The sequence below is a fragment of the Xanthomonas sp. DAR33341 genome, from assembly GCF_003992815.1.
GTDB classification, from domain to species: domain Bacteria; phylum Pseudomonadota; class Gammaproteobacteria; order Xanthomonadales; family Xanthomonadaceae; genus Xanthomonas; species Xanthomonas cissicola.
Map to the genome: position 1 here is coordinate 208,207 of NZ_QEYV01000025.1, position 21,278 is coordinate 229,484.

Consider the following 21,278-nt stretch of genomic DNA (forward strand, 5'->3'; position numbering starts at 1 on the left):
CACGTAATGACTTCATGAGCAGCCACGCCGACAGCAAGCCCTGGACCGTGCCCGCCTTGGCGCAGGCCAAGCGCGAGGGTCGAAAACTGGTCATGTTGACCGCGTACGACGCCGGTTTCGCGCGCACCTTCGACGCCCATGGCGTGGACCTGATCCTGGTGGGCGATTCGCTCGGCATGGTGGTGCAGGGGCACGATTCCACCTTGCCGGTGACAACCGCCGACATGGTCTACCACACGGCTTCGGTTGCCCGTGCGCTCGATCGCGCCTTGCTGGTGGCGGACCTGTCGTTCCAGGCCGACGCCACGCCCGAGCGTGCATTGGACGCCGCCACCCAGCTGCTGCAGGCTGGCGCGGAGATGGTCAAGATCGAAGGCGCCGGGCACAAGCTGGAGGCCATCCGTTACCTGGTCGAGCGCGAGATCCCGGTCTGCTCGCACCTGGGCCTGACCCCGCAATCGGTGCTGCGGTTCGGTGGCTACAAGGTGCAGGGGCGCGGCGAGGCTGGCGAGCAGCTGCGTCGTGACGCACAGGCCGTGGTCGACGCCGGTGCCAGCCTGTTGGTGCTGGAATGCGTGCCGACGCCGATCGCCACGCAGATCAGTGCCGACCTCAGCGTGCCCACCGTCGGCATCGGTGCCGGCCCCGGTTGCGACGGCCAGGTGCTGGTGATGCACGACATGCTCGGGCTGGACAGTGGCCACCGCCGGCCCAAGTTCGTCAAGGATTTCCTGGCCGAAGGCGGCTCGGTTGCCGGCGCGGTGCGCGCCTATGCACAGGCGGTGCGCGACGGCAGTTTTCCCGATGCAGAGCACGCGTACGCCGCATGATCCAGACCCTGACCGATCTTTCCGCACTGCGCGCCCTGGTCAATGGCTGGAAGCGCGAGGGCTTGCGTGTGGCGCTGGTGCCTACCATGGGCAACCTGCACGCCGGGCATTATTCGTTGGTGATGCTGGCGCGCCAATACGTCGACCGCGTGGTGTCCAGCGTGTTCGTCAACCCGACCCAGTTCGGCCCGAATGAAGATTTTGCGCGCTACCCGCGCACGCCCGAGGCCGACCTGCGTGGCCTGGAAGACGCCGGTTGCGATGCGCTGTGGCTGCCGGACGTGGACACCATGTATCCGCTCGGCACCGCGCTGGCCACACCGATCCACGCGCCCGGCGTCAGCGATGTGCTGGAAGGCGAATGCCGGCCCGGGCATTTCGATGGCGTGTGCACCGTGGTGGCGCGATTGTTCAACCAGGTGCAGCCGGACGTGGCCGCCTTCGGCAAGAAGGATTACCAGCAGTTGGCGGTGATCCGGCAGATGGTGGCCGACCTGGCGTTTCCGATCGAAATTTTGGGCGGCAGCATCGTGCGCGAGGCCGATGGCCTGGCGATGAGCTCGCGCAACCAGTATCTGTCGGCGGAAGATCGCCCGATCTCGAGCACGATCCGCAAGGTGCTGCTGCAGATGCGCGACAGCTATGCCGCCGGCACGCCGCGTGCGCAGGTGGAAGATGCGGCCAGCCACACGCTGGAACAGGCCGGTTTCCGGGTCGATTACGCGGTGGTGCGGCTGCCTGATCTCAGCGAGCCGGGCGACAGCCACGCCGGCGCGCGCGTGGCCTTGATCGCGGCCCGGTTGGGCAACACGCGCTTGATCGACAACCTGGAATTCTGAGCAGGCCGACGCGCCGTCGGAGCCGTCCGGCAGCGCCAGCGAACGGGGCGCGCGTTTGCGCGCGCTGCGCAGGCCTGAAGCCCTCACCACCGGCCGCAGCGCAAACCGGTGGGGACGGGCGCTTTCCGCTAAAATGCCGGCTTTCCTTTTGTCGTTGCCTGCGTCCATGCATCTGTCCCTGCTGAAAGCCAAGATCCACCGCGCCACCGTCACCCACTCCGAGCTCAACTACGAAGGCTCGATCGCCATCGACGGCCTGCTGCTGGAAGCGACCGGCATCCGCGAGTTCGAACAGGTCCATGTCTGGGACGTCACCAACGGTGCGCGTTTCAGCACCTATGCCATCCGCGCCGAAGACGGCAGCGGCATCATGTCGCTCAACGGTGGCGCGGCGCGTCACGTGCAGGTGGGCGATCTGATCATCGTGGCGGCGTTCGCCAGCATGAGCGAAGACGAAGCCAAGACCTTCAAGCCCAATCTGGTATATGTGAACGCGCACAACGCGATCTCCCACACCAACCACAGCATCCCCACCCAGGCCGCATGACACAGACCAACGGATTCGACGCGCTTCACGCCCACGCCCAGCGCCTGCGCGGCGCTGCCATCCCCGCATTGCTTGCCGCCGAGCCGGAACGGCCGACGCAATACGCCAGGCAAGTCGGTCCGTTGTATTTCAACTTCGCGCGGCAAAAGTACGACCGCGCCGCGCTCGATGCGCTGTTCGCCATCGCGCGCGCGCGCGATCTTTCCGGCGCGTTCCAGCGCCTGTTCCGTGGCGAGCAGGTCAATGTCACCGAACAGCGCGCTGCATTGCACACCGCATTGCGCGGCGACCTGACCGATGCGCCGGTGGCCTCCGAAGCGTATGCCACCGCCGAGGAAGTCCGCCAACGCATGGGCGCGCTGATCCAGCAGCTGGAAGCCACCGACGTCACCGATATCGTCAGCGTCGGCATCGGCGGTTCGGACCTGGGGCCGCGGCTGGTGGCCGATGCCTTGCGGGCGCCGTCGGGCGCGCGTTTCCGCGTGCATTTCGTCTCCAACGTCGATGGCGCGGCGATGCAGCGCACGCTGGCCACGCTGGACCCGGCACGCACCGCCGGTATCCTGATCTCCAAGACCTTCGGCACCCAGGAAACCCTGCTCAACGGCAGCATCTTGCATGCCTGGCTCGGTGGCAGCGAGCGGCTGTACGCAGTCAGTGCCAACCCCGAGCGTGCCGCCAAGGCCTTCGATATCGCACCCGGCCGCGTGCTGCCGATGTGGGATTGGGTGGGCGGGCGCTACTCGCTGTGGTCGGCAGTGGGTTTCCCGATTGCATTGGCCATTGGTTTCGAGCGTTTCGAACAACTGCTGGAAGGCGCCGCGCAGTTCGATGCGCATGTGCTCAACACGCCGCTGGAAGAAAACGTTGCGGTGTTGCATGGCCTGACGGCAGTGTGGAACCGCAACCTGCTCGGTAGCGCCACGCACGCGGTGATGACCTACGACCAGCGCCTGGCACTGCTGCCGGCTTACCTGCAGCAGCTGGTGATGGAGAGCCTGGGCAAGCGCGTCAAGCTCGATGGCTCGGCGGTGGACAGCGACACCGTGTCGGTGTGGTGGGGCGGTGCCGGCACCGATGTGCAGCACAGCTTCTTCCAGGCGCTGCATCAGGGCACCAGCGTGGTGCCGGCCGATTTCATCGGCACCGTGCACAACGACGACCCGTACGCGGAAAACCATACTGCGCTGATGGCCAATGTGCTGGCGCAGACCGAGGCGCTGGCCAACGGCCAGGACAGCAGCGACCCGCACCGCAGCTACCCGGGCGGCCGCCCGAGCACGGTGATCCTGCTCGATGCGCTCACCCCGCAGGCGCTGGGTGCGCTGATCTCGATGTACGAGCACAGCGTCTACGTGCAATCGGTGATGTGGGGCATCAATGCGTTCGACCAGTTCGGCGTGGAGCTGGGCAAGCAGCTGGCCAGCCAGTTGCTGCCGGCGCTGAAGGGCGAATCGGCCGATGTGGCCGACCCGGTGACGCGCGAGCTGCTGAACAAGTTGCGCGGCTGAGCATTTGCGCATCGCGCTTAAAAAAACGGGGCCTGCGGGCCCCGTTTTGTTTTGGACGGCATGGTCGACCGCATTGTTTGGACAAAATGGACAAATTTCCTAAATTGGGAATTTGAGAGTAGGCTGATCGCCAGCACTCCGCCCCGGATTTCCCCATGTCGCGCTTCCAGGATCTGCCCGAGCTCGAAAAATCCCCCGCTGCCGACATCAAGGTGAAGGGCTGGCCCAGCCTGATGCGCAAGGTGCGCTCGCACGGGGCAGTGGTGATCACCAACCACAATCATCCCGAAGCGGTGGTGGTGGATGCCGAGGAGTATCGGCGCCTGGTCAATCAGGCCAGTGCGGCGGCCGCAACCTCGGCGCGCGCGCAGTCGCTGCAGGCACTGCAGGCGAAGTTCGACGCGCACCTTGCGGTGACTGAGGGTGCGGGCCTGGCCAAGGCGATCGCCACACCGGCACGCCGCGGCCGCAAGGTCGCCCTGGGCCCGTCGCTGTAAGCGATGGGCCATCTTCTGGTGCTGGCCGGCGTCAATGGCGCGGGCAAGAGTTCGTTACTGGGTCGTTTTCTGCTGGAGGACGGCGCCACCTGGTTCAATCCCGATGCCTTCACCAAGGAACTGGTGGAGCGGGGCTGGGCGGCTGCAGAGGCGAATGCGCAGGCCTGGCAGGAGGGCGTGCGGCGGCTGCGCCAGGCCATGGCCGATGGCAGCGATTTCGCCTTCGAAACCACGCTGGGCGCGACGACCATTCCGCGCCTGCTGCGCGAGGCTTGCGCGCAACAGACGGTAGCGGTCTGGTTTTGCGGGTTGGCGACGGTGGATCTGCACATCGAGCGCGTGGCGGCGCGGGTTGCGGCCGGCGGTCATGCCATTCCCGAACACAAGATCCGCGAGCGTTACGACGCCTCGCGTGCCAATCTGATTGCGTTGCTGCCGCATCTGGCCGTGCTGCATGTCTACGACAACAGCGCACCGGCCGACGCCGCGGGTCAGGCATCGCCCACGCTGGTACTGGAACTGGACCGCAGCGGCCTGCATTACCCGCAGACGCCGGACGAGCTGGCGCAGGTGCCTGACTGGGCCAAACCCATCGTGATGGCGGCGCTGGAGTTGCGGCAGTCTTGAGCCGCGCGTGCGGTCTGATCTGATTCTCACCGACGCGGCCAGACATCCATCGACCTCACCCGTAGGAGCGCACCCGGGCGCGACAGGCCATCCGGGCAACGCTCCTCGCGCCCAGGTGCGCTCCTACCGGCCTTGCGACAGCAGCGAGAACGCCACGCTGCACGGGTCAGCCTCACCCGTGGGAGCGCACCCGGGCGGGACAGGCCATACCGGCAACGCTCCTCGCGCCCAGGTGCGCTCCTACCGGCCTTGCGACAGCAGCGAGAACGCCACGCTGCACGGGTCAGCCTCACCCGTGGGAGCGCACCCGGGCGCGACAGGCCATATCGGCAACGCTGCTCGCGCCCAGGTGCGCTCCTACCGGCCTTGCGACAGCAGCGAGAACGCCACGCTGCACGGGTCAGCCTCACCCGTAGGAGCGCACCCGGGCGCGACAGGCCGTACCGGCAACGCTGCTCGCGCCCAGATGCGCTCCTACCGGGATGCGACAGCAGCCAGAATGCCCCGCTGCACGTGTCGGCTGTAGCGGCATGCAGCGCCGCAACGCAAAACGGCGGCGCTTACGCCTTGCTCAACTGCACGGCCACCGGGTCGCCGGTGAGATAACCCACCGCTCCACCGAAGCGGTCCTTGTAGTTGGCGCGGACCAGCGGATCGAGCGTGGCCTTGACGGTGTCGTGCAACGGGCTCTCCCAGTCGCCGGGATGCTGGAAGTTGCTCATCACATAGGTCCAGCCGTGGATCTCGTCGACCGCGTGCAGGCCGGTCGATTCGGCGCCCGCCGGCACCGACAGCACGCGCGTCAGCGTGCCGCTGTCCACGTTGTAGGCCCACAGGAAATTATTGACGTGCAGGCTGCTGTCTTCGCCGATGAACAAGGTGCGCAGCGATTCGGAGAACTTGAGGTTGTCCGGGTTGGCGATCCGTTCCGGGTCGGCCAGATTGCCGAGCGCATCGGCTTTGGCCAGGTTGTGTCCGGTGAGGGCAGCCGGGGCGGCCATGTCGATCGGCACCCAGTCGCTATGGATCGGGGCGCCTTGGCTGTCGCGCTGGCCGCCGCGCAGGTTCAAGGCATACACCGCGCCGGCTTCCGGACCCTCGACTTTCACATCGCCCGAGCCGTTGAGCATGCTGGTGACGATGTAGGACATCGCCATATAGGCGACCTTGTCGTGCGCGTTGACGGTGGTGCCTTCGAGCTTGGTGAAGCCCAGGCTGCCGCCGGCCAGCGCGGCATAGCGATGGGTTTCCAGGTACGTGGCGGCCTTCTCCATGCCGGGCTTGATGCGGATCCAGTTGAAGGTGCCGTTGAACGGGATCTTGGTGAACGAGGCATCGCCCGGGTCGCTCAGGTGCACGTCGAGGATGTCGGCAGCGGTGAGGCGGTCGGCCATGGCCTGGATCTCGGCACTGGTGGCATGGCCAAGCTTGATCCAGCGCAGCGTGGCCGCGCCCGGGCCGATGCCCGAGGTCTGGTGCCACTTGCCGACATACAGGGTGCCGGCGGAGAGGTCGGCCTTGCGGTCGGCAATGAACATGAAGAGCCCGCCGTTGGTCGCGTCGTCGCCCATCAGCACGGTGCGTTGGTCGGGCATGACCTGTACCAGCTCGTGCGAGATGCGGCCCAGGCAGTAATGCTTGCGCACGCTGCCGGTGCCGTCCGGGTGCACGGTGATTTCCGGCAGATGGCCGTAGTGGTACGGGTTGGCTTTATTCGGATCGCCGTACAGATGCGTGCTGTAGCTGCGGAACTGCGTGTTGCCGGCCAATGCCGCGGCATCGGGCTCGTACTCTTCGCTGGACAGGTGGGTATTCCACGGCGACAGGCTGGCGCCGCAGGTGGTCCACAACCCATGGACCGGTGCGGTGTCGACATTGTGGTACTTCACCAGCGACAGCTTGCCGGTGGCCGGGTCCTGATCCAGCGTCAACACGGCGATCGGCGCAGGCAGGTGACGGTTGGTGTCGTTGCCGGCCAGGTCGCGGGTGGTGTATTCGAACTGCACCACGGCGAACACGTGGTTGCCCTTGACGCCTGGCACCTTGGCATTGGGCAGGGTCAATAGCGAGGAGCCGTCCGGGCAATCGGAAAAGAACGGACGTTCGGAACCGGGTTTGGAGCGGTCGATGATCGGGCGATGCTGGATGTCGTAGTACCCGCCGGCCAGCACGGTGCCGCCGTTGCCGTCCGGCACCTGGTCGCCGGTGACGAAGAACCGGTGGTAGGCCAGCGCATAGCGCTGCGTGCTGCCGTCGCTGCGCGTCACGCTGAGTGCCGAACCGACCGTGGTGGTGGCCATTGCGGCCGGGTCGGCCAGGCTCGGCGCCGGCATGCCGTGGAAGGTGGCCGAGACCAGGCGGGTCGGGTTCTCCGATGGCCGCAGTGGGCGCGCGGCCCACGCCGCACCGCCAAGCTGTTGCAGGGCGGCAGCGCTGGCGTTGCCGAGCGGCAACAGGGGAACGGCCGCCAGCAATTGCATCAGGCGACGACGGGAGGGGTCGGGGGAGGGGGACATCGAAACTCCAGACAAAGGCAACGATCAACGATGGCAATGGCGCATCGGCAAGCCGGTCACGCTAGGCCGCTGGTATGACAGTTGTTTGACAGCAAGCTCACCCGTTGGCCTGCGTTCGAACGTGTCGTGGCAAGCGAGCGCTGCCAGAGACCCTCGGCATGCCGATACTGCGCACTAGCCTGAGCTGCAGGTGGTGCGATGCAGCAAAGTGGATCTGCTCGCGCTGTCAGACGCGGCAGCGGATTAGGTGGTTTTGCGCGGTTTCACAGGTGCTGCCGGTATTCCAATGCTATAGCCGCGGCCAATAAGTTGCCCGGTATTCGGCATACGGGCAGCCGTTGTTGACAGGGTAGGGGAATCACGCAAGCGTACGCCGCCTAATGGCCTGCGGCGCAACGCATCGCCGTGGGAGAACCACCCTGGAGAAACGAATCTTGGACAAGCTGCTCCGTCGTACCGCCGCGCCCGTCGCGCGTCGCGCCCTCTGCCTGGCCACCGCTGCGGCGGTGCTGATGTTGGCCGCCTGCCAAGGCAAGGACACTGCTGCCGAGGCGAGCAAGGCGGCTCCGGCCGCCGCACCTGCCGAGGCGTCGACCGCCATCCATCCGGACCAGTGGCCGTCGCCGAAGTGGCCATTCGCGCAGGACGCGGCGCTGGAGCAGCGCATCACCGATGTGATGGCCAAGATGAGCGTGGAAGAGAAGGTAGCCCAGACCATCCAGGGCGATATCGCCAGCATGACCCCGGACGACGTGCGCAAGTACCGTATCGGCTCGGTGCTGGCCGGCGGCAATTCCGATCCGGGCGGCAAGTACAACGCCAGCCCGGCCGAATGGTTGAAGCTGGCCGACGCGTTCTATGAGGCGTCGATGGACACCTCCAAGGGCGGCAACGCGATTCCGATCATCTTCGGCATCGATGCGGTGCACGGCCAGAGCAACATCGTCGGTGCCACGCTGTTTCCGCACAACATTGGCCTGGGCGCCACGCGCAACCCGGACCTGATCAAGAAGATCGGCGAAGTCACCGCTGCCGAAACCCGCGTCACCGGCATGGAGTGGACCTTCGCGCCGACCGTGGCCGTGCCGCAGGACGACCGCTGGGGCCGGACCTACGAAGGCTATTCCGAGTCGCCGGACGTGGTGGCCAGCTTTGCCGGCAAGATGGTCGAAGGCGTACAGGGCGTGCCGGGCACGCCGCAGTTCCTGGACGGCAGCCACGTCATTTCGTCGGTGAAGCATTTCGTCGGCGACGGCGGCACCACCGACGGCAAGGACCAGGGCGACACCAAGGTGTCCGAAGCTACCATGCGCGATATCCACGCCGCCGGTTATCCGCCTGCGATTGCCGCTGGCGCACAGAGCGTGATGGCCTCGTTCAACAGCTTCAACGGCGAAAAGATGCACGGCAACAAGGTCATGCTGACCGACGTGCTCAAGGGCCGCATGAATTTTGGCGGATTCGTGGTCGGCGACTGGAATGGCCACGGCCAGGTCAAGGGCTGCACCAACCAGAATTGCCCGGCCTCGTTCATCGCCGGTGTCGACATGGCGATGGCCGCCGACAGCTGGAAGGGCATCTACGAAACCGAACTGGCGGCGGTGAAGTCCGGCCAGATTTCGGTCGAGCGTCTGGACGATGCCGTGCGCCGCATCCTGCGCGTGAAGATGCGCCTGGGCCTGTTCGAGGCCGGCAAGCCGTCCAAGCGCCCACTCGGTGGCAAGTACGAATTGCTCGGCGCACCGGAACACCGTGCCATCGCCCGCCAGGCGGTACGTGAGTCGCTGGTGCTGCTGAAGAACCAGGCCGGCATCCTGCCGCTGAATCCGACCAAGCGCGTGCTGGTGGTCGGCGATGGCGCCAACGACATGGGCAAGCAGTCCGGCGGCTGGACCCTGAACTGGCAGGGTACCGGCACCAAGCGCAGCGACTACCCCAACGGCACCACCATCTGGGAAGGCCTGGACAAGCAGATCAAGGCCGCCGGCGGCAGCGCCGAGCTGGCCGTGGATGGCGCCTACAAGACCAAGCCGGACGTGGCCGTGGTGGTGTTCGGCGAAAATCCGTATGCCGAATTCCAGGGCGATATCGCCACCCTGCTGTACAAGCCGGGCGACGAAAGCGAACTGGCCCTGATCAAGAAACTCAAGGCCGAAGCCATCCCGGTGGTGGCGGTGTTCCTGAGCGGGCGTCCGCTGTGGATGAATCAGTACATCAACGCCTCCGACGCGTTCGTCGCTGCCTGGTTGCCGGGCTCCGAAGGCGAGGGCATTGCCGATGTGCTGCTGCGCAAGGCCGATGGCTCGGTGCAGAACGACTTCAAGGGCAAGCTCAGCTTCTCCTGGCCCAAGACCGCCGTGCAGTTCGCCAATAACGTCGGCCAGAAGGACTACGACCCGCAGTTCAAGTTCGGCTTCGGCCTGACCTACGCCGACAAGGGCGACCTGGCAGCACTGCCGGAAGAATCCGGCGTGTCCGGCGAGCAGTCGGTAGGCGGGATGTACTTCGTGCGCGGCAAGCCTGCGCTCGGCATCGCCATGCAGCTGTCCAACGCCGGCCAGGCCAACATGCCGGCAACCACGCTGCCGGTGGGCTTGTCCGATGGCAGCCTGAAGATGACCGCAGTCGACCACAAGGCGCAGGAAGATGCGCGCCGTCTGGTGTGGTCCGGCAGTACCGCCTCCAGCGTGTTGCTGGTGTCCGCCAAGCCGGTGGACGTCTCGCGTGAAAGCAACGGCGATGTGCAGTTGCAGCTGACCCTGCGCCGCGACAGCGCGGTGACCGCGCCGGTGTGGCTGGGCGTGGGCTGTGGCGACAAGTGCGGTGGTCGTGTCGACGTCCAGAAGACCCTGGCTACGCTGCCGCAAGGCCAGTGGAAAGTGGTCGGCGTGCCGTTGAAGTGCTTCGCAGTGGCCGGCGCGGATGTGACCAAGCTGACCCAGGTCGCCAGCATCGAAAGCGCTGCCGCGCTGGACCTGTCGGTGTCCAGGGTGTCGCTGGGCGCGCTCAACGAAGCCGAAGTCACCGTCGACTGCCCGGTCAAGTAAGCAGCATTCCCGCAGGCGTACGCCCGCCTGCAGGAGATCGGATGAAACAGGCGCGTCGCCAGTGCTGGCGGCGCGGTATAGCGGCCACCCTGATCGGTGGTGTCATCAGCCGCCGCGGGACGCGTGCGTCGATCGGCCGGGATGGCCTGCAGCTGCGGTTCGCCGCGTTGCCGTGGCGCATGCTGTGCGTTGCGGCGGCATTCTGCAGGCCTGTCTGGCGTTCGACGCACACCCCAAAGCCAGACAGGAGAGTGCAGTGGGTTTGGCGACGTTGGATATCGTGATCGTGCTGGTCTATCTGGCCGGCATCTTCGTGCTCGCGCAGTGGGTCTCGCGCGAGAAGGCAGGCCACAGCAAGAGCGCCGAGGATTACTTCCTGGCGAGCAAGTCGCTGCCGTGGTGGGCGATCGGCGCATCGCTGATCGCTGCGAACATCTCGGCCGAACAGATCATCGGCATGGCCGGTTCGGGCTATGCGATCGGTCTGGCGATCGCCTCCTACGAATGGATGGCGGCGCTGACCCTGCTGATCGTCGGCAAGTTCTTCCTGCCGATCTTCCTGCGCAACGGCATCTACACCATGCCGCAGTTTTTGGAGCAGCGTTACGGCACGTGGATCCGCACGCTGATGGCGGTGTTCTGGCTGCTGCTGTACGTGTTCGTCAATCTCACCTCGATCCTGTGGCTGGGATCGATCGCGGTCAGCCAGGTCACCGGCATGGACCAGACCCTGGCGCTGGCGTTGATCGGCGTGTTCGCGCTGGTCTACCAGCTGTATGGCGGATTGAAGGCGGTGGCGCTGACCGACATCGTGCAGGTCACCCTGCTGGTGCTGGGCGGCCTGCTGGTGGCGGGGCTGACCCTGGCGCGCATTGGCGACGGTGCCGGCGTGCTGGCCGGCTTCCAGCACCTGTGGACTGCGCACCCCGAGCACTTCCACATGATCCTGACCAGGGACAACCCGTTCTACAAGGATCTGCCGGGCCTGAGCGTGCTGCTCGGCGGGCTGTGGGTGATGAACATCAGCTACTGGGGTTTCAATCAGTACATCATCCAGCGCGCGCTGGCCGCCAAGAACATCGGCGAGGCGCAAAAGGGCATGGTGTTCGCCGCGTTCCTGAAGCTGCTGATGCCGTTGGTGATCGTGGTGCCGGGCATTGCCGCAGTGGTGCTGGCGCCGGATCTGGCCAAGCCCGACCAGGCCTACCCGACCATGATGCAGTTGTTGCCGACCGGCATCCTGGGCCTGGTGTTTGCCGCGTTGGTTGCGGCGATCGTGGCCTCGCTGGCCTCGAAGATCAATTCGGTGGCGACGATCTTCACCCTGGATTTCTACGCCAAGTTCCGTCCGCAGACCGAGCAGAAGCAGCTGGTGCGCGTGGGGCGTCTCGTGGCCGCCGCCTCGGTGCTGATCGGCATCCTCACTGCGCGGCCGTTGCTGGGCAACTTCGATCAGGGCTTTCAGTTCATCCAGGAATTCACCGGCTTCTTTACCCCAGGCGTGGTGGTGATCTTCATGCTTGGCCTGTTCTGGAAGCGGGCCAACGAAGCCGGCGCGCTGACCGCGGCGATCGGCTCGGTGGTGTTGTCGTTCGCGCTCAAGTTCGCCTGGCCCGAACTGCCGTTCATGGACCGCATCGGTGTGGTGTTCGTTGCCGCGCTGGTATTGGCGGTGGTGGTGTCGCTGCTGACGCCTGCCACGCAGGCACGCGATCTGATCCGTACCAACGACGTTGCCTACGGCACCACGCTCGGCTTCAAGATCGGCGCCGCCGGCGTGATCGCGATTCTGATCGTGCTGTACACCGTGTTCTGGTAAGCAGCGATGTCTTGAAACGCAGCGCGGCGTGGCACCTTGGTGTCGCGCCGCGCTGCGTTGACACTGCGCACGCGTGGGAGATGCCGCTCGAGTACCGCACGCGCCACCGAGTGGTGGACGCGGTTGGTTTGTTGGCTGCGCCTAGACGCGCGCCGCGGCCAAGCTGGCGGCAAGCAGGTTGACCGGCGCGGCATGTTGCTCGTGCCACGGCGTTTCTAGCCAGGTTTCCAGCGCGGCGGCCGGCATCGGTTTGGCGATCCAGTAGCCCTGGCCTTCGTCGCAGCCCCAGGCGCGCAATTGCGCGTACGCCTCCGCCGATTCGATGCCTTCGGCGACCACGCGCTGGCCCAGACTGTGGCCAAGCTGGATCATCGCCGGTACCAGGGTGCGATCGGTTCGGCTGTCCGGCAGCGAGCGGATGAAGGATTGATCGATCTTCAACGAACTGGCCGGCAGCTGCTTGAGATAGCTGAAATTGCTGTAGCCGGTGCCGAAGTCGTCGATGGCGATATGCACGCCCAGCGCCGCAATGGCGGCCAGTTGTTCGGCCAGGTGATCGGGGTGGCGGATCATCGCGCTTTCGGTGAATTCGATCTCCAGCCGGCGCGGGTCCAGCTTGTGACGATCCAGGCCGCGCCGCAACAGGCCGGCAAAACCGGGGCGATCCAGATCGGCAGCCGACACGTTCAAGGCCAGGTTGAAGTCCAGGCCTTGCTGCTGCCAGCGCGCTGCCTGCGCAATGCCGTTGTCGATGACCCAGGCGGTAATGCGGTTGATCAGCGCAGTTTTCTCGGCCATCGGAATGAAATCCGACGGCATCACTGGGCCGATCATCGGGTGCTGCCAGCGCAGCAAGGCTTCCACGCCTACGCAGCGGTGGTCGTGCAGATCCACGCGCGGTTGAAAGTGCAGGCGCAGCTGGCTGGCGCTGTCCAGGGCAGCGGGCAGGGCGGCGAGCAGGCGGAAGGTGTTGCGCTGGGCGACATCGTGCTTGCGCTCGTACATGCTCCACGGCAGGCAGCGCTCGCGCGCGATATCCACCGCGGTGGTCAGTGAGCGGATGGTATCGGCGGCGCCGTAGCTGGACTGCAGCGACACCGCGCCGATCGAAGCCACCGCGGTATGCGGAATGCCCTGGTGTTCCAATGGCTCGGTGAACGCCTTGGAGACCTTGGTGCATAGCGTGGCCAGACGCTGGCCTTCCGCCTGGGCCAGGAAGCCGAAGGTCGTCGGGTCCAGCCGATACAGCAGGGTGCCGCCGGGCAGATAGGCCGCAAGGCGACGCTGCGCCAGGGCGACGTAGCCGTCTGCGTATTCCCAGCCCAGCGCCTTGACCATATCGCGGAAGTAGTCGCTGCCGCAGACATCGATGGCCACCGCCGTGGTCGCCGGCGCAGTGTCGCGTTGCGACAGCCAGGTATCCAGGTCTTCGCTAAAGCGCGAGCGATTGGGCAGCCCGGTCGGACCATCGCGGTAGGTGGTACTGCGCAGGTTTTCCACGCGCAGCACGGCCAGGTCGCGCAGGCCTTCCAGCTGCGTGATCGCAGCTTGATCCAGCCCTGGGCGCGGGCTGGTGCCGATCACGCACAAGGTGCCGATGCGATGGCCGTCGCACAGCTTCAGCGGTGCGCCGGCATAGAAGCGAATGAACGGCGGGCCCAGCACCAGCGGGTTGTCGCAGAAGCGCGGATCCAGTTGCGCATCCGGCACCACCATCACCTCGTCCGAGCGGATCGCATGCGCGCAGAACGCCTGGCTACGCGGCGTTTCGCGCGCTTCCAGGCCGATGCGCGCCTTGAACCACTGGCGGTGCTCGTCCACCAGCGAGACCACCGCAATTTCCGCGTCCAGGCTGCACGCGGCCATCGCGGCCACGGTGTCGAACACCGGGTCTGGCGGCGAATCCAGCAGGCACAGGCCGCGCAGCACCTCGAGCCGGGTGGACTCGTCGAGCGTGGGCGGAAGAAGAGACTCGGCAGCGGCGGGCAGGGAAGGCATGTGCTCGTATCGGCCTGAAGCGTAATCCCTTGACCGGCGGTGGCTGGCTCCGTTCAGTTGCAGTACGGGACGCAGCACGCGTTGGAATTCATGAACGGTACCGTCGCCGCGTCAGCCGTGCGCCGCACGCGATTCGACTGCGATCTGCGCGGCGCTGTCGCGGCCATGCGGCGTCTGCCGGGGCTGGAATGCGTGCCCACACCAACGCGCGTGGCGCATGTGTCGTCCGGCGACAGCGCCTAAATATCTCGCGTGCGCTGCCGATCATCTTTTGACCACAGCAGTGTTGACGCAACCATCTGCATCGCACATGCGACCAATGATCTTTAACCGATGTTTGCTTTTGTGATGTGCATTCGACTCATGGGTGTCACGAATTGACACAGTCTTCACCCGTGCTGTGAATCTGGCCATCGCGGTTTTGTCACTTCTATTTTGGAATCATCGTGAATTCATTGCTGTCTTTTGCACAACGCACGCTCCTGGTCGTCGCCGGTCTGGCCGCGTCGTCTGCCGCCCATGCAGGGCTCACGGTGTCCGGCACGCAGTTACGCGAGTCCAATGGCAATGCATTGGTGCTGCGCGGCGTCAACCTGCCGCATGCCTGGTATGCGGGCCGCACCGATGCGGCGTTGGCAGCCATCGCGGCCACCGGCGCCAACAGCGTGCGCGTCGTGCTCAGTTCCGGCTACCGCTGGACGCGCACACCGGAGGCCGATGTGGCCCGCATCATCGCGCGCTGCAAAAGCCTGGGCTTGATCGCCGTGCTGGAGGTCCACGACACCACCGGCTATGGCGAAGACACCGCCGCTGCGAATCTGGTCAATGCGACCAATTACTGGGTCGGCATCCGCAAGGCGCTGATCGGCAACGAAGACCATGTGGTCATCAATATCGCCAACGAACCGTTCGGCAACAGTCTTGCTGCCAGCGAATGGGTCAACGGCCATGCCACCGCCATCGCCACCTTGCGCAAGAATGGACTGACCCACGCCTTGATGGTGGATGCGCCCAACTGGGGCCAGGACTGGAAATTCTACATGCGCGACAACGCCGCTGTTCTGCTGGCGCGCGACAGCCGCCGCAACCTGATGTTCAGCGTGCACATGTACGAAGTGTTCGGCAGCGATGCCACGATCAACAATTACTTGCGCGCCTTCAACGATAAAAAGCTGGCGCTGGTGATCGGCGAATTCGGTGGGGACCATCGCGGTGCGCACGTGGACGAAGCGGCGATCATGCGCCGCGCGCGCGACTACAACGTCGGCTACATGGGCTGGTCATGGTCGGGCAACGACAGCAGTACGAAGTCGCTGGACATCGCGATCGGCTGGAATGCGGCACAACTGAGCACCTGGGGGCGCAACTTGATCCTGGGCACCGATGGCATCGCAGCAACCTCGCGTCGGGCGAGCGTGTTCGGCCCGCTGTGAGATTGAAGTCCTGCAGTCGGCGCCTGTAGTTTTCCGAAACGCATTGAAGCGCACTGCAAAGCTGTCGAACTGCGGCCCGTTGCGGGGCCGGTGCCGGCACCTGGGCGCGTGACACGCGTGTACGCGCGTCCCTGCAGGCCCTCGCGCGGCATCCATGCGGCGTGGGGTCCGGCGACAGGGGAGACGGCTAGCGTAACGGCCCCGGGCTCGGGCGCTTGGTCAGCTTGCGCTGCAGCGAGCGGCGATGCATGCCGAGCAGGCGCGCGGCCGCCGACACGTTGCCGCCGGTTTCGTGCAGCGCCTGCTGGATGTGCTCCCACTGCAAGCGGCTGAGCGGCGTCATCATTTCCTGCGCGCTTTCTTCTTCGTCCGGCTCTGGCAGGTCGTCATCCTCTTCGCCCAGCGCCCGCATGATGGTGGGGATATTGGCCGGCTTGGGCAGGTAATCATCGGCGCCGAGTTTGATCGCCTCCACTGCAGTGGCGATGCTGGCGTAACCGGTGACCAGCAGAATGCGCATGTCGGCACGGATCTCGCGCAGCGGCTGGATCAGGCTCAAACCGGAGTCGTGGCCGAGCTTGAGATCGATCAACGCAAAATCCGGCAACGCGCTGCGTGCCGTGGACAACGCACTGGCCGCATCGGTGGCGGTGAGCGTTTCCACGCCGCGGCGTGCAAGGCTGCGTTGCAGCGTGCGCAGGTACAAGGTGTCGTCGTCGACCAGCAGGCCGGTACGGATCGGGGGACTTGTCATGCGAGTGCCTCGTGGTCGGAGAGCGGCAGACGGAAACCGACGCGCGCGCCGCTGCCTTCGGCGGGCAGCATCCACAACTCGCCCTGCAGGCGTTCGACGGTGGCATGCGAGAGCGCCAGCCCGACGCCCATGCCGTCGTGCTTGCCGCTATTGAATAGCGTGCCCGGCAGCATCGCTTGCGCGGTGTCGAAGCCGGGTCCGTAGTCGCGCACTTCGCCGCTGAGATGGTCGTGTTCCACGCGCAGGGTCAGGTCGATCTGCGGGCGTCCGGCGCGTTCGCCGGCATCGGCGGCATTGTTGAGCAGCACCATCAGCAGGTGGCTGACGCCGGGCTGCAGCATCAGGCGCATTGGCGCGTCCTCGTTGCGGCGCAGCTCGATGGTGGGCCGCACCAGGCGCCATTGTTCCAGCACTTCTTTCACGGCCACCTCGCGGCTCAGATGGCCGTTGTCGGCAGGTGCTGCCAATGCCAGCACGCGCTCGTGGCACTGCACCAGCAGCTCGCGCAAGGTGTCCAGGTCCTCGCGCAATTCGCCCTGCTCGCACTGATCGGCGATGTCGTCCACCAGCAGGGTCATGGTGGCCAGCGGCGTGTTCAATTCGTGCGCCACCGAGGCCGCATGCGTGGCCAGCGCGACGATGCCTTCGTTGCGCGCAAAGCGCTCACGCAAGGTCGAGATTTCGCGCTCGCGCTCGCGCATCGAAAGAGCCAGCCGTGTCGCGAACGCCAGCACCACCACGGTGGACAGCAGGAAGTTGGCCGCCATGCCCCACATGTGCAGGCTGAGCGGGTCGAAGCCGCCGTAGGGCAGCGGCAGACCGAACGCTGCGCTGATCACATAACCGGCCACGCACGATGCCGCTACCGCCATCGCCCAGCTCAGCGGCAGCGCCAATGCGGCCAGCGCAATCAGCACCAGGAATAACGAGCCGAACGGGTTGGCGATGCCGCCGCTCCAGCCCACCATCCAGGTCAGCACGGTCACGTCGACCAGGATGTGGCCGAACTCGGTGGCCGGGCTGACTGCGCCGCGGTGCGCCACGCGCAGCTGCGCATACAGGTTGAAGACCGCCAACGCGGCCACGCCGGCCCACAGGGGTTGCTGCGGCAGGTTCAGGCCCATCAGCCCGGTCGCGACCAGGATGGTGGCGGCCTGGCCGGCAGTGGCCAGCCAGCGCAGGCTGCAGAGGGTCCGCAGGAAGGAAGCGTCGGAGCTGTTCATCACGGCAATGCTATGCGCTTGGAAAGACGGTGGCCTGCGACAAACCGTCGCATCGGCCTAGAGCGTGTTATGCACTTCGCACTCACCTCAACGTACATCACACGCTCTAGAGATCGGTGCGCCTCTCGCTTCAGCTGTGAGCGCACGGCGGACAGGCTAAAATAGCGCGATGCATGATGCCGTGACCCGCCCAACCCCTCCCGCCGACGCCACCGCCTGGCCGCGTCGCATCACCCAGGCCGTCAAGATCGGCAGCGTGACCGTGGGCGGGGGCCATCCGGTCGTCGTCCAGTCGATGACCAACACCGACACCGCCGACATCGCCGGCAGCGTCAAGCAGGTCGCCGATCTGTGGCGCGCCGGCTCGGAAATGGTGCGCCTGACCGTCAACAATGCCGAGTCCGCTGCTGCCATTCCGCGCATCGTCGACAAGCTGCGCATGATGGGCATCGAAGTGCCGTTGATCGGCGACTTCCATTACAACGGCCATCAATTGCTCGCTGCCGAGCCGGCCTGTGCCGAGGCGCTGGCCAAGTACCGCATCAACCCGGGCAATGTCGGATTCGGCAAGAAGAAGGATCTGCAGTTCGGTCAGTTGATCGAGTTCGCCATCAAGTACGGCAAGCCGGTCCGGATTGGTGCCAACTGGGGCTCGCTGGACCAGTCGCTGGCAGCGCAGCTGATGGACGAAAACTCGCAACGCGACACCCCGTGGGACGCCGGCCGGGTGCTGCGCGAGGCGCTGATCCGCTCGGCGGTGGATTCGGCCGAGCGTGCGGTGGAGCTGGGCCTGCCGCGCGAGCGCATCATCCTGTCGGCCAAGGTGTCCGGCGTGCAGGAGCTGATCGCGGTATATCGGGACATGGCCAGCCGCTGCGATTTCGCGCTGCATCTGGGGCTCACCGAAGCCGGCATCGGCAGCAAGGGCATCGTGGCTTCGGCGGCGGCATTGAGCGTGCTGTTGCAGGAAGGCATCGGCGACACCATCCGTATTTCGCTGACCCCCGAGCCGGGGCAGTCGCGCACCCAGGAAGTGGTGGTGGCGCAGGAACTGCTGCAGACCACCGGCCAGCGCGCGTTTACCCCGATGGTCACCGCCTGCCCGGGCTGCGGCCGCACCACCTCCGAGTTCTTCCAGGAGCTGGCCGGCGTGGTGCAGAACCACGTGCGCGCCAAGATGCCCGAGTGGAAGATCACCAACCCCGGCGCGGAAAACATGACCCTGGCGGTGATGGGCTGCGTGGTCAACGGGCCGGGCGAATCGCGCCACGCCAATATCGGTATTTCGCTGCCGGGCACGGGCGAGGCACCGTCGGCGCCGGTGTTCATCGACGGCGAAAAGAGCGTCACCTTGCGCGGCGAAAACATCGCGTACGAATTCATCGAGTTGATCGATCAATACGTCGAACGCACCTATGTCCGCCGCGCCGGCTGAATCGCCGGCCGGGTTCAAGGGATGGTTGCGTAGCAATGCGTGGCGCATGGCGTTGCTGTTTGCCGGGGTGCTGCTCCCATTGGGCCTGTTCGTGGACCTGGCCGACGAAGTCCACGCGCTGGAAAATGTCTACTTCGACGAGCCGCTGCTGTGGAGCATGCGCAGCATCGCCACGCCGGGCCTGGATGCGTTCTTTGGCGCGATCTCCAAGGCCGGCTACCAGTACGGCGTGATTCCGGCCGATATCGCCATCGTGCTGGTGTTGCTGGTCTTGCAGCGCTGGCGCGAGGGCACGTTTGCCGCGCTGGGATTCGGTGGCTCGGCGCTGCTCAACATGGGCGCCAAGCAGTTTTTCCAGCGCGACCGCCCCAGCTTGTGGGAATCGATCGCGCCGGAGAGCACGTTCAGTTTTCCCAGCGGCCATGCGATGGGCTCGATGACGCTGGCAGCGGTGGTCATCGCGCTGGCCTGGAGCACGCGCTGGCGCTGGCCGGTGACCAGTGTCGCCAGCGTGTTCGCGCTGCTGGTGGGCATCTCGCGCATCTACCTGGGCGTGCATTATCCGTCCGACATCCTGGGCGGCTGGTCGGCCGCGCTGGTGTGGGTGGTCGGGCTGTATCTGGTGATGTTCCGCGGCGCGCGGCGGCCGCATTGGCGCACGCCGGCTGGAACGGTAGTAGAGCAGCCCGGGCGCGTGCCGTTTTCCGATTGAGAGCAGCTAACAAAACCACTGCACAGCTGCCAGGCTGGCGTGACCGGTGTTCGGAATCGAGCAGGTACCACTCGAACACTCCGGATCTAGGCGCGTCGTCCACGCCCACCTGACGACTGCCCGCCCCGGTTTTTTCAGCCGCTCTACCAGCGACTGATACGCTCCCGTTGCGATAGCCGGGCGCCAACGATGGCGCCGATGGAAGCCAGCAAGATCACGTAGTACGCCGGCCCCATCGGGTGCAGCTTGAGCAGCATCACCACCAGCAGCGGAGTCAGGCCGCCGAACACGGCATAGCCCAGGTTGTAGGCGAACGACACGCCGGACAGGCGAACCACTGGTGGAAACGCCTCGACCATCACGCGCGGAATCGCCCCCAGCACGCCTAGCGCAGCGCCGAGCAGGGCATACAGCGGGAACAGCAGGTACGGGTCGCCCGCAAGGCGGTAGAACAGCCATGCGCTGACGCCCAGAAGCACGCTGCCGGCCAGCAGCACACGCCCATTGCCCCAACGATCCGACAGTGCCCCGGCCACCACCGAGCCGACCGCCTGCAGCAGCACTGCCAGAAGATTGGCCTGCAACGCCACCGGTGACGGGTAGCCGTATGCGCTCTGCAGCAGCGTAGGTGTCATCAGCGACACCACCAGCACTGCAGCGGCGATCACCCAGGTCAGCCATAGCGACATTGCCAGACTGCGCGGGTGATCGCGCAGTACCACCTTCAATGGTGTTTCGCGTGCCAGCGCGCGCATGGCAATCAGTTCGGCGAACACCGGCGTTTCATGTAGCCAGCGCCGCAAGTACACCGACAGCAGCCCGAAGATGCCGCCGGCCAGAAACGGCAGGCGCCAAGCGTACTCGGCGATTTGGTCCGGAGAAAACGCACGATGCAGTGCGCCTGCACTCAGCGAACCAAGCAGCACGCCGGCAGCCAGGCCAGCGGTCAAGGTGCCGCAGGCCAGCCCTGTGCGCCGCGCCGGCACGTGCTCTGCCACGAACACCCACGCACTGGGAACTTCGCCACCGATGGCGGCACCCTGCAGCAGGCGCATCGTCAACAGCAGCAGCGGTGCGGCCACGCCGATCTGCGCGTAAGTCGGCAGCACGCCAATGGCCAATGTAGGCAGTGCCATCAATCCGATGCTCAGCGCGAACATGCGCTTGCGGCCAAGCAGATCGCCGAAGTGGGCCATCACGATGCCGCCCAACGGGCGGATCAGGTAGCCGGCCGCAAAGATGCCGAATGTCTGCAGCTGCCGCGTCCACTCCGGAATGCCTGGCGGAAAGAACAGCTCGCCCAGCACCTTCGCGAAAAAAATGAAGATGATGAAGTCGTAGAACTCCAGCGCGCCGCCCAGCGCGGACAAGCCCAGCGTCTTGTAATCGCTGCGGGTGAGCTGTGTTGGTGGGGCATGGGTCGTCATGCAGTCGCATCCTGTCGCGGGTGGCGCGCATTGCCATTGAAGCCTGCTGATGCGCCGAGCAGG

The 21,278-nt window shown here is 65.7% G+C and carries 16 protein-coding genes and 1 other RNA gene; 12 read left to right on the plus strand and 5 right to left on the minus strand.

The window, feature by feature from the left end:
- The first annotated feature begins 14 nt into the window (after positions 1 to 14).
- From panB to EO156_RS11005, 6 genes are all read left to right on the plus strand, one after another.
- Positions 15 to 830 carry a 3-methyl-2-oxobutanoate hydroxymethyltransferase gene (gene panB / locus EO156_RS10980; RefSeq protein WP_016850600.1) on the plus strand — a complete coding sequence of 272 codons (816 nt, stop codon included), beginning with the start codon at positions 15 to 17 and terminating at the stop codon, positions 828 to 830.
- Positions 827 to 1,669, plus strand: coding sequence for a pantoate--beta-alanine ligase (gene panC, locus EO156_RS10985; RefSeq protein WP_016850599.1), 843 nt, complete (start codon positions 827 to 829; stop codon positions 1,667 to 1,669). Before panB ends, panC begins: the two co-directional genes overlap by 4 nt.
- 166 nt (positions 1,670 to 1,835) lie before the next feature.
- Complete coding sequence (gene panD, locus EO156_RS10990) at positions 1,836 to 2,216, plus strand: aspartate 1-decarboxylase (protein ID WP_016850598.1); 381 nt, start codon at positions 1,836 to 1,838, stop codon at positions 2,214 to 2,216.
- The gene (gene pgi / locus EO156_RS10995; protein WP_003481972.1) at positions 2,213 to 3,727 is read left to right on the plus strand and encodes a glucose-6-phosphate isomerase; all 1,515 of its coding nucleotides are present in this window, start codon (positions 2,213 to 2,215) and stop codon (positions 3,725 to 3,727) included. Before panD ends, pgi begins: the two co-directional genes overlap by 4 nt.
- A 155-nt stretch (positions 3,728 to 3,882) precedes the next feature.
- Positions 3,883 to 4,224 (plus strand): type II toxin-antitoxin system prevent-host-death family antitoxin, encoded by a 342-nt coding sequence (locus EO156_RS11000; protein WP_003481973.1) that lies wholly within the window; start codon positions 3,883 to 3,885, stop codon positions 4,222 to 4,224.
- Positions 4,225 to 4,227: 3 nt separating this feature from the next.
- The gene (locus EO156_RS11005; protein WP_016850597.1) at positions 4,228 to 4,851 is read left to right on the plus strand and encodes a hypothetical protein; all 624 of its coding nucleotides are present in this window, start codon (positions 4,228 to 4,230) and stop codon (positions 4,849 to 4,851) included.
- A gap of 560 nt (positions 4,852 to 5,411) precedes the next feature.
- Here the strand turns inward: EO156_RS11005 and EO156_RS11015 are convergent.
- Positions 5,412 to 7,367, minus strand: a complete 1,956-nt coding sequence (locus EO156_RS11015; protein WP_016851280.1) for an alkaline phosphatase PhoX — start codon at positions 7,365 to 7,367, stop codon at positions 5,412 to 5,414.
- A 434-nt stretch (positions 7,368 to 7,801) separates the two neighbouring features.
- Between EO156_RS11015 and EO156_RS11020 the strand changes: the two genes are divergently transcribed.
- Both EO156_RS11020 and EO156_RS11030 read left to right on the plus strand, forming a co-directional pair.
- Complete coding sequence (locus tag EO156_RS11020) at positions 7,802 to 10,414, plus strand: exo 1,3/1,4-beta-D-glucan glucohydrolase (protein ID WP_016851279.1); 2,613 nt, start codon at positions 7,802 to 7,804, stop codon at positions 10,412 to 10,414.
- Positions 10,415 to 10,670: 256 nt separating this feature from the next.
- Complete coding sequence (locus tag EO156_RS11030; protein ID WP_005923413.1) at positions 10,671 to 12,233, plus strand: sodium/sugar symporter; 1,563 nt, start codon at positions 10,671 to 10,673, stop codon at positions 12,231 to 12,233.
- 141 nt (positions 12,234 to 12,374) lie between these two features.
- Here EO156_RS11030 and EO156_RS11035 read toward each other — a convergent pair whose 3' ends face one another.
- Positions 12,375 to 14,231, minus strand: coding sequence for an EAL domain-containing protein (locus tag EO156_RS11035; protein WP_016851277.1), 1,857 nt, complete (start codon positions 14,229 to 14,231; stop codon positions 12,375 to 12,377).
- A gap of 446 nt (positions 14,232 to 14,677) precedes the next feature.
- Here EO156_RS11035 and EO156_RS11040 point away from each other — a divergent pair, with 446 nt between their 5' ends.
- Positions 14,678 to 15,664 (plus strand): cellulase family glycosylhydrolase, encoded by a 987-nt coding sequence (locus EO156_RS11040; protein ID WP_003481985.1) that lies wholly within the window; start codon positions 14,678 to 14,680, stop codon positions 15,662 to 15,664.
- Positions 15,665 to 15,851: 187 nt separating this feature from the next.
- Here EO156_RS11040 and EO156_RS11045 read toward each other — a convergent pair whose 3' ends face one another.
- Both EO156_RS11045 and EO156_RS11050 read right to left on the minus strand, forming a co-directional pair.
- Positions 15,852 to 16,418, minus strand: a complete 567-nt coding sequence (locus tag EO156_RS11045; protein WP_003481988.1) for a response regulator transcription factor — start codon at positions 16,416 to 16,418, stop codon at positions 15,852 to 15,854.
- Positions 16,415 to 17,641 (minus strand): ATP-binding protein, encoded by a 1,227-nt coding sequence (locus EO156_RS11050; RefSeq protein ID WP_003481990.1) that lies wholly within the window; start codon positions 17,639 to 17,641, stop codon positions 16,415 to 16,417. Before EO156_RS11050 ends, EO156_RS11045 begins: the two co-directional genes overlap by 4 nt.
- A 169-nt stretch (positions 17,642 to 17,810) precedes the next feature.
- Between EO156_RS11050 and ispG the strand changes: the two genes are divergently transcribed.
- The 3 genes from ispG to EO156_RS11065 all read left to right on the plus strand — a co-directional run bounded on the left by ispG (position 17,811) and on the right by EO156_RS11065 (position 19,928).
- Positions 17,811 to 19,076, plus strand: a complete 1,266-nt coding sequence (gene ispG, locus EO156_RS11055; RefSeq protein ID WP_003481991.1) for a flavodoxin-dependent (E)-4-hydroxy-3-methylbut-2-enyl-diphosphate synthase — start codon at positions 17,811 to 17,813, stop codon at positions 19,074 to 19,076.
- Complete coding sequence (locus tag EO156_RS11060; RefSeq protein WP_016851275.1) at positions 19,057 to 19,788, plus strand: phosphatase PAP2 family protein; 732 nt, start codon at positions 19,057 to 19,059, stop codon at positions 19,786 to 19,788. Before ispG ends, EO156_RS11060 begins: the two co-directional genes overlap by 20 nt.
- Before the next feature lie 62 nt (positions 19,789 to 19,850).
- A non-coding RNA gene (locus EO156_RS11065) (sX9 sRNA) lies at positions 19,851 to 19,928 on the plus strand.
- Between the two features lie 3 nt (positions 19,929 to 19,931).
- On the opposite strand, the gene EO156_RS11070 is transcribed toward EO156_RS11065, so the two are convergent.
- Positions 19,932 to 21,215 (minus strand): MFS transporter, encoded by a 1,284-nt coding sequence (locus EO156_RS11070; RefSeq protein WP_016851274.1) that lies wholly within the window; start codon positions 21,213 to 21,215, stop codon positions 19,932 to 19,934.
- Positions 21,216 to 21,278: the final 63 nt, after the last annotated feature.

What these genes read in the sequence shown, in the direction of transcription:
- ispG (WP_003481991.1), top strand. Translation starts at nt 17,811, where the DNA reads ATGCATGATGCCGTGACCCGCCCAACCCCTCCCGCCGACGCCACCGCC.
- panD (WP_016850598.1), top strand. Translation starts at nt 1,836, where the DNA reads ATGCATCTGTCCCTGCTGAAAGCCAAGATCCACCGCGCCACCGTCACC.
- EO156_RS11000 (WP_003481973.1), top strand. Translation starts at nt 3,883, where the DNA reads ATGTCGCGCTTCCAGGATCTGCCCGAGCTCGAAAAATCCCCCGCTGCC.
- EO156_RS11015 (WP_016851280.1), bottom strand. Translation starts at nt 7,367, where the DNA reads ATGTCCCCCTCCCCCGACCCCTCCCGTCGTCGCCTGATGCAATTGCTG.
- panC (WP_016850599.1), top strand. Translation starts at nt 827, where the DNA reads ATGATCCAGACCCTGACCGATCTTTCCGCACTGCGCGCCCTGGTCAAT.
- EO156_RS11050 (WP_003481990.1), bottom strand. Translation starts at nt 17,641, where the DNA reads ATGAACAGCTCCGACGCTTCCTTCCTGCGGACCCTCTGCAGCCTGCGC.
- pgi (WP_003481972.1), top strand. Translation starts at nt 2,213, where the DNA reads ATGACACAGACCAACGGATTCGACGCGCTTCACGCCCACGCCCAGCGC.
- EO156_RS11045 (WP_003481988.1), bottom strand. Translation starts at nt 16,418, where the DNA reads ATGACAAGTCCCCCGATCCGTACCGGCCTGCTGGTCGACGACGACACC.
- EO156_RS11060 (WP_016851275.1), top strand. Translation starts at nt 19,057, where the DNA reads ATGTCCGCCGCGCCGGCTGAATCGCCGGCCGGGTTCAAGGGATGGTTG.
- EO156_RS11035 (WP_016851277.1), bottom strand. Translation starts at nt 14,231, where the DNA reads ATGCCTTCCCTGCCCGCCGCTGCCGAGTCTCTTCTTCCGCCCACGCTC.
- EO156_RS11005 (WP_016850597.1), top strand. Translation starts at nt 4,228, where the DNA reads ATGGGCCATCTTCTGGTGCTGGCCGGCGTCAATGGCGCGGGCAAGAGT.
- EO156_RS11070 (WP_016851274.1), bottom strand. Translation starts at nt 21,215, where the DNA reads ATGACGACCCATGCCCCACCAACACAGCTCACCCGCAGCGATTACAAG.
- panB (WP_016850600.1), top strand. Translation starts at nt 15, where the DNA reads ATGAGCAGCCACGCCGACAGCAAGCCCTGGACCGTGCCCGCCTTGGCG.